8 protein-coding genes are annotated in these 12,545 nt (G+C 44.4%); 6 read left to right on the top strand and 2 right to left on the bottom strand.

The window, feature by feature from the left end; all coding sequences use genetic code 11:
- Positions 1 to 6: 6 nt before the first annotated feature.
- Together E2626_RS13125 and E2626_RS13120 are read left to right on the top strand one after the other, a co-directional pair.
- Positions 7 to 1,842, top strand: coding sequence for a cation:proton antiporter (locus tag E2626_RS13125; RefSeq protein WP_134382236.1), 1,836 nt, complete (start codon positions 7 to 9; stop codon positions 1,840 to 1,842).
- 299 nt (positions 1,843 to 2,141) lie between these two features.
- Positions 2,142 to 4,292 carry a DNA topoisomerase III gene (locus tag E2626_RS13120; protein WP_134382235.1) on the top strand — a complete coding sequence of 717 codons (2,151 nt, stop codon included), beginning with the start codon at positions 2,142 to 2,144 and terminating at the stop codon, positions 4,290 to 4,292.
- Positions 4,293 to 4,441: 149 nt separating this feature from the next.
- Here the strand turns inward: E2626_RS13120 and E2626_RS13115 are convergent, their stop codons facing one another.
- Positions 4,442 to 5,821: an MFS transporter gene (locus E2626_RS13115; protein ID WP_134382234.1), complete on the bottom strand. Its 1,380-nt coding sequence runs from the start codon at positions 5,819 to 5,821 to the stop codon at positions 4,442 to 4,444.
- Between the two features lie 496 nt (positions 5,822 to 6,317).
- On the opposite strand from E2626_RS13115, the gene ybaK reads away from it, so the two are divergent.
- The 4 genes from ybaK (at position 6,318) to E2626_RS13095 (ending at position 9,361) form a co-directional block, all read left to right on the top strand.
- Complete coding sequence (gene ybaK, locus E2626_RS13110) at positions 6,318 to 6,791, top strand: Cys-tRNA(Pro) deacylase (RefSeq protein WP_134382233.1); 474 nt, start codon at positions 6,318 to 6,320, stop codon at positions 6,789 to 6,791.
- A gap of 87 nt (positions 6,792 to 6,878) precedes the next feature.
- Positions 6,879 to 7,211, top strand: coding sequence for a YflT domain-containing protein (locus E2626_RS13105; RefSeq protein ID WP_134382232.1), 333 nt, complete (start codon positions 6,879 to 6,881; stop codon positions 7,209 to 7,211).
- A 290-nt stretch (positions 7,212 to 7,501) separates the two neighbouring features.
- Entirely contained in the window at positions 7,502 to 8,143 is a 642-nt protein-coding gene (locus E2626_RS13100) for a YczE/YyaS/YitT family protein (RefSeq protein WP_134382231.1), read from the top strand.
- A gap of 108 nt (positions 8,144 to 8,251) precedes the next feature.
- Positions 8,252 to 9,361 carry an acyl-CoA dehydrogenase family protein gene (locus E2626_RS13095; RefSeq protein ID WP_134382347.1) on the top strand — a complete coding sequence of 370 codons (1,110 nt, stop codon included), beginning with the start codon at positions 8,252 to 8,254 and terminating at the stop codon, positions 9,359 to 9,361.
- Positions 9,362 to 9,607: 246 nt separating this feature from the next.
- Here E2626_RS13095 and E2626_RS13090 read toward each other — a convergent pair whose 3' ends face one another.
- A complete protein-coding gene (locus E2626_RS13090) occupies positions 9,608 to 12,538 on the bottom strand; it encodes a carbohydrate binding domain-containing protein (RefSeq protein WP_134382230.1) in 2,931 nt (976 codons plus the stop codon).
- Between the last annotated feature and the right edge of the window lie 7 nt (positions 12,539 to 12,545).

Below are 12,545 nucleotides of genomic sequence, written 5' to 3'. Positions count from 1 at the left end.
ACGGTATTGTTTAATTCTTTATTATTCACGGCGATGCTTGTCGTCTTTTTAGGGATCTTATCCCAGTGGCTTTCATGGAGAATCCGTATGCCGGCAATTGTGGTCATGTCGGTGGCAGGGATTATTGTAGGGCCTTTACTAGGGTTTATTAATCCGGAACAGGAATTCGGTGATCTGTACGGGCCGATCATTTCAATGGCCGTAGCAATCATACTATTTGAAGGGAGCCTGCAGCTGGATTTCCGGGAAATCAGGGATCTTGGAAGGCCGGTATTTCGTATTGTTACCATTGGTGCGTTTCTTGCCTGGATACTCGGTTCATTAACTGCGCATTACATAGCTGGACTTTCTCTGCCGGTAGCATTTGTAATCGGGGGTCTGTTCATCGTGACAGGTCCAACGGTCATTCTTCCGCTGCTCAGGCAGGCAAAGCTGAAACCGCGGCCTGCTAAAATTTTAAAATGGGAAGGGATCATTGTTGATCCTTTCGGTGTATTGCTGGCATTGTTTGCTTTTCAGATTATCTTATTTTTTGTAGATGAGTCAGTTACATTTGCGAACCTTCTTCTGTTTTTCGGTGCTGCTGCATTTGCAACGATACTCGGGTGGGTGCTCGGCCGTGGTATGGGCTGGATGTTTGAAAAAGGGTATATCCCTGAATTTCTGAAATCACCTGTACTGTTTGCCGTTGTCCTGTTCTGTTTCAGTGTTGCAGATGAAGTGATGCATGAGACAGGCCTGCTTTCCGTTACTGCAATGGGAATGACAATGGCGAATATGCATATTTCATCAATTAGTGATATGCGTCATTTTAAGGAGAACATTTCAGTCCTGCTGATCTCTACGATCTTTATTATGCTGACAGCGTCTCTTCAGATGGAAACGCTGCTTGAGATCTTTAACTTGAGAATCATCGGATACGTTGTACTGATGCTGATCGTTGTCAGACCGCTTTCAATCTGGCTGTCGACTATTGGAACAGATCTGTCCTGGCAGGAAAGAACACTTGTCGGATGGATTGCACCACGTGGAATTGTCGCACTAACTGTATCTGGTTATTTTGCATCCGTTCTATTGGATACTGGTTTTGAAGACGCTGAAATTCTGACGGCATTAACGTTTGCGTTAGTATTCGCGACAGTAGTTGTTCATGGTTTTTCAATTGGTCTGGTAGCAAAAAAACTGAAGCTTGCGAATGATGACCGCCCAGGGATGATTATTGTAGGCGGGAACTCATTTACAAGAGGTTTGGCTACCGTGTTGCAGGAAGTGAAAGTACCTGTTATTCTCGTTGACTCGACTTGGCGTAACCTTGCTCCGGCAAGGCAGAGAGGGGTTCCAACTTTTCACGGCGAACTGCTTTCTGAGCAGACCGAGTACAGACTTGATATGACTCCATATGAATCAATTATTGCTGCAACTTCTCTGGATTCATACAATGCACTTGTCTGTTCAACGTTCACACCATCTATTGGACGCAAGCATCTGTTCCAGGTTTCAATGGAGAAGAACCATGATGCTGACCTTGCAGGTTTGCGTCATACGGTTGGAGGAAGAGTACTGTTTAATGAGAAAGCAACATTGCAGGAACTGATTCGCCGGGTGGAAAATGGACATGCATTCAGACGTACACAAGTTACTGAACAATACACATATGAACAGTATAAAGAAGAAATCAATGGAGATGATCTTCTGATTGGTGTACTGAATAAAACAGGACATTTTGAACCGTTTGTAAAAGACTGGGAAGAAGTGATTAATCCAGGAGATACGCTGATCCGCCTTACTTCTTCAACGAAAGAAGCGGAAAAAGTAAAGCAGAAAATGAATGGAAATGAGTAAAGGTATCCCCGTCCGGAGAGTGTGATATGCACTTTCCGGATTTTTTTATGGAGAACTTTTGGAAGCGCGGGACGTGCAGGTAGCACGTTCAAGTTACCGGTTATGACCGTCTTGGCGTGCGATACGACCATCAACAGTGCTCATACAACCGTCGGGCCTGGTGTGTCGGACCGTCACAGCTCAACATACAACCGTCAATAACCTCAAAAGGCCGTTCAGCCGTTCAGTTAAGAACACACGCGTCAAATAGTCATTTGTGATATGCTAAAAAAATCGAACTAAAAAGGATGGGTTCAACGATGAAAAAAACAGTTGTATTGGCAGAAAAGCCTTCAGTTGGCCGGGATATTGCCAGAGTGCTTGACTGCCATAAAAAAGGAAATGGATATCTTGAAGGAGACAAATATATTGTTACGTGGGCACTTGGTCATTTGGTGACACACGCAGACCCTGATCATTATGGAGACCAGTATCAGTCGTGGCGCCTGGAAGATTTACCGATCCTTCCTGAAGAAATGAAGCTGGTTGTGATTAAAAAGACAGGAAAGCAGTTTCAAAGTGTGAAAAGTCAGCTTACACGTGGTGATGTTGGAGAAATTGTTATTGCCACAGATGCAGGACGGGAAGGTGAACTCGTTGCACGCTGGATCCTTGAAAAAGCAAAAGTGAGTAAGCCGGTTAGACGTCTATGGATTTCTTCTGTCACCGACAAAGCGATTCAGGAAGGCTTCAAAAACCTGAAAGACGGAAAAAGTTATGAACCACTATATTTTTCAGCTGTAGCCCGGGCAGAAGCTGATTGGATTGTCGGCATTAACGCGACCCGTGCGCTTACAACCAAGTTTAATGCTCAGCTCTCAACAGGTCGTGTGCAGACACCAACGATTGCAATGATTGCCATGCGCGAACAGGAAATTCAGCAATTCAAATCGAAAAAGTATTATGGACTGCAGGCGAAAGCAGACGGTTTAACGCTGAAATGGACAGATGGAAAAACCAATCAAACGTTTGACCAGCAAAAAGTGGATAACCTTTTAGAGAAGACTAAAGGGCATGAAGCGGTGATTAAGGATGTTAAAAAGACGCCTAAGAAAACATTTCCCAAGCCTTTGTATGACTTGACCGAATTACAGCGGGACGCGCATAATCGCTATCATTTCTCGGCAAAAGAAACGCTGTCTGTATTGCAAAAGCTATATGAACAGCACAAGCTTGTAACGTATCCAAGAACAGATTCAAGGTTTTTGACGTCTGATATGACTGAAACCCTGTCTGACCGTTTAAAAGGCATGAAGGTACCACCTTATGCACAGCACGTCGTAAAGCTGTTGCGTAAACCGATTAAAGCAGGAAGTTTTATTAATGATGCAAAAGTAACTGACCATCATGCGATCATTCCGACAGAGGAAACGCTCCGGACAGAGAAGTTGAATGATAAGGAATGGAAACTTTACAGCTTAATTGCTGAACGTTTCCTGGCTGTCCTCATGCCTCCTTATGAATATGAACAAACCGTGATCACCGCGGAAATTGGTGGTGAAACATTTACTGCTAAAGGAAACATTCCTATAAAACTTGGATTTAAAGAGCTTGATCAGAGTGAAGAAGAGCAGCATGCAGCACTTCCTGGTATTGAAAAAGGAAGTCGTCTGAGCGTGCAGAATGTCAGCATGACAACTGGTGAGACACAGCCGCCGGCAAGATTTAATGAAGCAACACTGTTATCGGCAATGGAAAATCCGAAAGCTTACATGCAGGGTGAGAAAAAAGAGCTGATTGAAAAGCTTGGGGAAACAGGTGGTCTTGGTACGGTAGCAACACGTGCTGATATTATTGAAAAGTTATTTAATAGCTTTTTAATCGAAAAGCGGGGCAACGATATTTTCCTAACTTCTAAAGGCCGTCAGCTGCTGGATTTGGTTCCTGAGGAATTAAGATCGCCAGCACTGACTGCACAATGGGAACAAAAACTTTCTGCAATTGCGAATGGAAAACTGACACAACAGGCATTCATGGCTGAAATGACGCAGTTTTCAAAAGACGTCGTTCGCTCAATCAAAAACAGTAAAGCGCAATACAAGCACGATAATATGACAGGCACGCACTGCCCGGACTGCGGCAAACTCATGCTTGAAGTGAACGGCAAAAATGGAAAAATGCTTGTCTGTCAGGACCGTGACTGCGGCCATCGTAAAAATATCGCGAAGAAAACAAACGCCCGCTGTCCAAAATGTAAAAAGAAAATGGACCTCCGTGGTGAAGGAGATGCGCAGACATTCAGCTGCGTCTGCGGCTACCGTGAAAAAATGGATGCTTTCCAAAAGCGCCGCAAAGAAAATCAGAAAAACAAAGCAGGCAAACAGGACGTGAAGAAATACATGAAAAAACAGGATCAGGACGAACCTGTGAATACGGCACTTGCCGATGCACTGAAAAACCTGAAGCTGTAAGAAAAAAGCGTTTCTCTCCATTAGTTGGAGGGAAACGCTTTTTTAGTAGGGGTGAGGCACAGAGGGGACGAAATTGTCTGCGCTACTTTTAGAACCATTCTAAAAATGAATCACTCAACTCCGTCCCCGCTGTGCCGCCTAAAAAATATCTAACCCACTTCCGCATGTCTAGCGGCAGCTCTTTTATAGAAAATCATAAAGAATGTCACGCTTGCAACAGCAAGGAGCGTCAGTACAATAAACAGGTTACTGTAAATCACGTTGTCCCCGCTTGAAGAGAGCGGATTCAAACGCAGCGTTACACCCTGAATCTCAAGCACTGCGCCGAATATTGCGCTGGCAAATGCACCGCCCATAAAGTTCAGCAGATTGAATAATCCAATCCCGACGCCATTTTCCTCGCGGCTGAGCGTGGATGATAAAATGTCGGCAGTTGAGCTCTGAACAAGCGGGAAGCCAATATATGCCACCAGCATACAGATTGAGATGATCCATGCTTCACTTCCTGCGAAAGTTGAAATCAGCAGACAGCCTCCTGCAATCAAAAGGAGCGCAGTGATAACCACTGGGACACCGCCTCGCTTATCAATGACGCGTCCGCCCACCTGACCGAGAAAACCTGAAATAATTGCACCTGGAAACAGCACGAGTCCAATGCCGATTGTCGACAGCGTATTCAGATCACGAAGCATAATCGGAATAATGAAAATCAGTCCAAATAGACACGATGTCCCGAAAAAGCTTGTCAGTACTGTAACGGTATAACGTTTATTTTTCAAAATCGCCGGCTGGATAAAAGGATTTTTTGCCTTTATCGTCCACCAGATAAACATTCCGCCCGCAATTGCTGTAATCGCAAGTATCCACAGTGTGTAGGTTGTGATTACAAACAGCAGACTGGCAACAGTAATCGCAATCAGAATGGCCCCTGGGATATCCACACTCCCTTTTCGGCGTTCCTCAATAGGAAGCCATTTTCTGAAGAGGGGGATAGAGAGCGCAGACATCATTGAAATCACAAAAAGAAAACGCCAGTCCAGCACACCACCGACTAAGCCGCCAACGATAGGTCCGACTCCTGATGCGAACGCAACAGTTGATGCCACATAACCGAATACTTTACCACGGCTGGAAGGCATGAACCTGGCAGGAATAATAAATGAAAGCGCAGGAATACTTGCGCCGCCCATTGCCTGAAAAATTCTCGCTACGATTAGCGTAGTAAAATTGGGGGATAAAAATCCGATCAGAGAACCAATTGCAAATAAAGAAATCCCGATCGTAAATAGAGTACGGATCGCAAATAAATCAGCAAGCTTACCGTACATCAAAGAACCAATTGCGAAGACCAGAATATATCCCGTCAGTACCCAGCTGACCTGGGACGGAGATAAATCAAAATCTGCTGCAATATCCGGTATCGCAACATTGAACATTGTCCCGTTCATCACAGTGAAAGCCAGTATTAAACAAATTAAAAAAGTCAGCTTTTTCTTCTGACTATCAGCAACTTCTATTATATCTGTCATGTTAAAACCTCTTACTTTCTGTTTTATAAAGCTGTCTTCCGGGAACCGCTGCCTCTTTCCGTGGGGGACTGCGCTTTCCTGCCCCCGGGCGGTGAGCCTCCTCAGCTTCGCTTGCGGGGTCTCACCTGTCCCTTTCTGGGGCGGGAGTCTCCGTCCAATACTCCAAGAGTCAGCTGGATATTGCTTATGCACGAAGCATCTTTGAAAATTCTAGTTATTTTAAAAGGATAAAGTTCTTGATCAGCAGATGTTTGGAGCGTAAGGGGGCGACTCCTATGGCAGGAAGGGACAGGTGAGACGATCACGGCGCAGCCTGATGGCTCAGCGCCCGGCCATGGAAAGCGTCCCCCTGAAGCGGAAATCATCTGCGTTTATCATAAACTTTTTTATTTCGCTATCCAAAATAATCATAGAGCCTCCACTGAAGAATGTAAAACAGTTTAGCGCTAATCGTGTAAAATAAAAATAATCAGAAAATGCAAAGGGGCGTTACAAATTGGGAAGAGGAAAAACAAATGCTATGCGTATATTGGATGCTGCCGGCCTCTCATATAAAACAATGGATTACAGCACAAAAGACGGTTTGAATGATGGTATTTCAGTAGCGGAGAAGGTTGGTCGTGACTCAGAAGAAGTATTTAAAACGCTTGTTACACAGGGACATTCAAAACAATACTACGTCTATGTTGTGCCAGTGGATCGGGAACTGAATCTCAAAAAAGCGGCATCCGCTGCAGGGGAAAAGAAAGTGGAGATGATCCCAATGAAGATTCTTCATCAGGTTACAGGTTACATAAAGGGAGGCTGTTCTCCAATCGGAATGAAGAAACAGTTTCCCACCTTTATCGATCAGTCGGCTGACGGGCACAAAACGATCTTAGTGAGCGCCGGGCAGATTGGTAAACAAATTGAAATAAAACCCGCTGACCTCAGTCATATCACGGCTGGTGCTTATGCGGAACTGACATAATACGTATTGGGACGTTTAATGATTTCGCCTGACGGGTAAAATTCTCCTGTACAGCAATTTAAAGCAATTAATCAGGAGGAGATAAGCATGAGTCTATTTTACAAAGAGTTTACAAACGACGAAGAAGTAGTAAATGCAATTGGCTCCATTAAAGCAAAAGGTGTCAACGAGGACACAATTTATGTCGTGACACATGATGATGACCGTACGAAACGAATTGCAGATAATGCTGATGCGAATACGCCAGGCGGATTTGCATCGAAAGCAAAAAATATTTTCAATAAAAAAGGCGATGAGCTTCGTGACCAGTTCAAGGGTCTTGGCTTCACAGCAACTGAAGCAGAAAACCTTGAAGAAAGACTGGACGAAGGTAAAGTAATCGTAGTCGTAAAAGACGCGCCAGCAGGCTTTACATTATAAAACAATTAGAAAATCTGTCCTCTTAGCAGGGCAGATTTTTTTGGTAGATCGGTAGTATAGAGAGAGGGGTAGGTATATTTACACGATACGTTGAACCATTGTGATGTTATGGCGAACATTCATGATTTCCCATCGAACCTAAACCCCTATTCGCCGAACATCACGCCTTATTAAGCGAATCTATCCACATTCAATCCTCCTCATCCAAAACCCCGCTCAAATATGTTACAGTAGTCTAAGTGAAAATACGGTAATGGGTTTTTTTAACCCTTTTGAAAGAGGTATGACTGATGAATAAAAAAGAAAAAACATTGCGCTGGAGCTTTTTCCTCGTTGGGCTTGTCATTCTTGGACTGGGCATCTCGTTGACAATTAAAGGACAGCGGCTTGGAATTGGTCCGTGGGATGTACTGCATGTTGGATTGTTCCAGCAGCTGGGGTTAACGGTAGGAACATGGGCTATTCTGGTCGGAGCATTCATCATTGCGATCACTGTATTAGTGACAAAAAAGCCGCCACGAATCGGCGCAATTCTGAATATGCTGTTAATCGGAGTATTTATTGATCTTTTCATCTGGCTGATTCCTGAGCCTCAGACGCTGATTGGTGCAACAGCGATTTTATTATTTGGCATTGTTGTGATGGGTTACGGAATCGGAATTTATGTATCTGCAGATCTCGGTGAAGGGCCGAGAGATACGGTGATGATGATGATTGTGCGCAGGACTGGTTGGAATCTGTCGAAGGTCCGTAGAGGAATTGAAGTTGTTGCGCTGATAATTGGCTGGATGCTGGGCGGACCCGTAGGCGTTGGGACGATTCTGATCGCATTTTTCACAGGGACCATTGTCAATATGTCTCTTCCCCAGAGCAGAATGGCCCTTCAAAAGATGATCGAGAAAGATAGTAAAGCTGCAGCACATCACGCCTGATTATCCGAGCAAATCGGTTGGTTATAGAAAGAACGTCCTGTAAACTTATATGAAAAAGCAGGAGTGGGTTTTGTGTACGATTTTACAAAAACAGATGCGCAGAAGAGAATGCTGGTTGATTTGAACAGGCTCATTCCTTCATTTAAAAAGCGCGAACATTCACTTGATGAACCAAATGCTTATCCTGAAGAAAATATAAAAGAACTAATTGATCTTGGTTATTCAAAACTGACACTGCCAACAGAATTCGGTGGTCAGGGGTTGGGATTATATGAGCTTGTGATCTTTCAGGAAGCTATTGCCAGAGGGAGCGGTGCTACAGCGCTGTCGATCGGATGGCATACTGGCACTCTCCTTGAATTCAGTGAAAGACGCCATTGGAAAAAGGAAGCGGCAGCGTTTATTTTAGATAAAATAAAAAGTGGTGCAATCGTAAATACAGCTGCGACTGAAAAAGGAGCGGGGAGTCCTGCGAGAGGCGCACTGCCTGCCACAACTGCAGTCAAAACAGCTGCAGGATGGGAGATAACAGGGGAGAAATCTTATACGTCACTTGCGCCAATGCTGGACTATATTTTTGTCACAGCAGTCGTAGAAGGAACGGAACAGGTGGCAACCTTCATCATTCCCGGTAATTCAAAAGGTGTTTCAATCAGGGAATCATGGGACAGTATTGGGATGCACGGCACTGCCAGCCACGACCTCGTATTAGATAAAGTCGAGATTCCTGAGACCTATATACTGAAAGACGGCAAAGAAGCAGGTGCCAAACCGCCAATGAGCTGGCTTCTGCACATACCTGCATGCTATATCGGAATTGCCGGAGCAGCACTTGAAGATGCAGCGAATTTCGCAGCCTCCTATGAACCTGCTTCACTCGGAAAACCGATTGGTACGCTGCCGAATGTTCAGGAAAAGCTGGGCGATTTGCAGGTTAAGCTGCTCAGTGCGAGACAGGTACTTTATCATACCGCAGAAGCCTATGAGCGTGCGGAAAATAAAGAGGATGTACTTGTGCTTTTAAGTTCAGCAAAAGTGAATATTACAAATGCAGCGATAGAAATTGTGGAAAAATCAATGCGAATTGTCGGACCGCAGAGCATGTCTGCATCAAGTCCAATGCAGCGTTATTACCGCGATGTACGGATGGGGCTGCATAACCCGCCGATGGAGGATATGGTGAAAGGACAGTTTGGTAAGATGATGGTGGACCAGTGAGGTGGAAACTGTTGGGCGTGCGTTATTAATTGGCTTATCTGTCTGGATATATGGTTCAGCCCTGGATTTAATTGAATCACTTCTTTCGTTAATTGAACGTTTGTCTATTTGAGCCGTAGGAATTGATACACCAGCAGTCATAATTGGTTCACCTCCAGGCTTAATCGAATCACCGCCAGACGTAATTGAACGCACCACACAAAAAAACCGAGATACGGGAACATTCCCCCGTGTCTCGGCTTTTTTCTATTCCAGAGTTACATTATCAATCTTAATTTCATGCGCTTCATTTGCTTCACCAGCAATTGTTCCCATCAGAAACTTCAGGCTAAGTGAATCCTGAGTCGCTGCAGTAAATGTAAATTCATAAGTCTGCTGATCGCCTGTAAGTTCGACGATTTCAGATAGTGATCGTGCGTAATTAGCAGTTTCAAGTGTTACCTCAATCTTACGGTCAACAGTCGAACTTGCATCAAACGAAAGAGTATACGTTTTTCCAGGAAGCAGTGACAGGTTTTCCTGGTAAAGCTGGACTCCCCAAGGCTCCTGGCTCTGTTGACCAATCTGAATCAATGCATGGTCATCAACGTGCAGCACATCCGCATCAGTGTCAAAGTGTGAATACGTCACCCAAGGATCTAATCCTCCATCAAACGACCCGTTCTGAATTGGTGCATCACTTGCAGGTCCACCAACTCTTTTCAGTGAAACATTATCAAGTTCCACATTGCCTTCACCGCCAAATGAAAGGACGAATTGTGCATTCAGGTCAGTGACTGCCGGCATGGTGAATTGTACATTTTCTATTGACCATTCTGTGTCAGCTGATACGGTTTCGCTTGCATAAACAGTCGAGCCGTCTTCGCTGATCAATTCAACTCGAAGGTCGCGCGTCTCATCGGCTTTTACATCCATCGTCAGTTCATAAGGGCTTTCACTTTGCAGCTGAATGCCTTTTTGAACAAGCTGAGCGTCTGAATCGTTTGCTGTCAGGACGCGGTTTTCAGGGTCTACTGATACAGCTCCGTCTGTCACATGCCAATAAAGAAGTCTGTCAGGGAAGCCCTGATCAAATGTTCCGTTATAGATTAAGTTTCCGTTTTTAAGAGGTGCCTTTGAAGCATCCGGATCAATTTCAGGTGCTGTTGTTTCTTCAATTCTTACATTGCCAATCCAGACAGGAAGTGTTGAAAGACCAAGGTTGAACTCAAGGCGTGCTTTCAGGTCTGTTTCTTCTGTCATCTGGAAGACAGTTTCATAGGTCTGAACTTCATTTGTCAGTGAGAAGGATTCACTGCTTGAGTAAGTGGCATAATCTCTGTCAGCATCTCCACTTACTTTTACATTAATATCACGATTGTTCGTAGACTTTGCGTCAAAGCTCACTTTGTAATATCGGCCTTTGCCAATCGTTACATCCTGAATCAGCTGAATAGCATAAGGCTGACTGCCGCCGTTTTGAATATCGGCTTTGGCAAATGTCTGTCCATTCAGCTCATCAAGTGACAGTGATGCCTGTCCGCCAAAGTCAGGCAGTGCAAGGAAATACCAGTGATCAGTTCCTGGAACACCTTCAACACCTTTTACAGTGCCCGTATCTTCAGTGAAGTCATTGTTATAGACAAGGTTACCGTCTTCAAGCGGCAGCTTCGCATTTTCAGGAAGCGGCTCTGCTTCAACGACAGGCAGTTCAGGTGACTGGTATTCGCGTCCTGTCAGGTCATACACACGAACATAGTCAACGTTCATTGACTGTGGGAACATGGTGTCTTCTGTCGGATCTCCATCAAAGTTTCCGCCAATCGCAAGGTTTAATAGCATATGGAAAGGCTGGTCAAACGGAGCAGGATAAGTATGGTTTGCAGCTGCGTTTTGCTCTTTGCTGTACCAGTTATTCTGCGTCTGTGTCAGTACGCCGTCTACATACCAACGGATCTCACCAGGCTCCCATTCAACTGAATAGACGTGCTCATCAGCAATCGTTGAACCATCCGGGAACGTGTATTCAGCGCCAGTATATTTATTGTTCGGCCATGTTTCACCATAGTGAATCGTGCCAATTGCGTGATGAGGCTGGCTTCCCTGTGCTTCTAAAATATCAATCTCTCCTGAAGCTGCCCAGCCGCCGTAACGGTCTTCTTCAGGAAGCATCCAGAATGCAGGCCAATAACCTTTTCCTGTTGGAAGGGAAGCCTTCATTTCAAACTTTCCGTATGTTTTCGAAAAGTTACCTTTTGTATTCAGACGCGCAGATGTATATGAAAAGCCTTCATATTCCTCTTCAAGCGCTGTGATGACAAGGTTTCCATCTTCAGTTCGTGCATTTTCAGGACGGTCAGTATAATACTGCTTTTCGTTATTTCCCCATCCAGGCACGAATGTTCCGTTTGCATCATAAAATCCGTTGCCGATCTCAAACGTCCATTTAGAGCGATCGATTTCATTGCCGTTGAATTCGTCATGCCAGATCAATGACCAGGGTGATACGAAATCCTCCGGGTTTTGTGTCGAAATACCATTGAGTTCAAATGCCGTTTCAAGTTCAGCATTTTCAATTAATCCCTCACCGGTTAAAGATGAACCGGCAGCAAGTTGTGATACTTCAAGTGACTTAATCAGGCTGTCGAGCGGGTGCTCCACATCTGTAAGCGCATTCAAAAATAAGGTTTCAATCACACCATCAATTGATAGTTCATTCAGTTGTTTAGATTGACCCTTATTCTTACCTTCAGCAGTAACTGAAGTGAATTCTCCTGACAGATCCAGCGATGAACCATTCAGTAGCGAAACTTCCTTAAAACCATCAGCGGTAAGCTCAGTTTCTATAAGAGAACCGTTTCCATCAAACAGCGTTTCTTCTATAGTTGAATCACCGGACACTGTAAAAGTTGAATCATGTGGAGACGTTTTTACAAAAAGAGTTTGCAGGGAAGAGTCATTGATCGTTAAACTTTCAGGTGCTTTACCCTTTATGTAGACGGTTCCTTCAACTGTGACGTTATCAAGTGTAATATTTTTTCCGGCAGCTGGTGTAATATGAAGATCACCTTTAATGACTTCATTACTCAGCACATCGTTTTTCAGGTTAACGTTGTCTTTCTTGGCAAAACCTGTGCCTGCGAAACTGGACATAGATAGCGAGAAGACTAACAGCAGTGCACTACTCTTTTTTAACATTCAATTG

Source organism: Jeotgalibacillus salarius (genome assembly GCF_004405125.1).
Taxonomy (GTDB): domain Bacteria; phylum Bacillota; class Bacilli; order Bacillales; family Jeotgalibacillaceae; genus Jeotgalibacillus; species Jeotgalibacillus salarius.
This window is presented reverse-complemented; position numbering and strand designations above follow the sequence as displayed.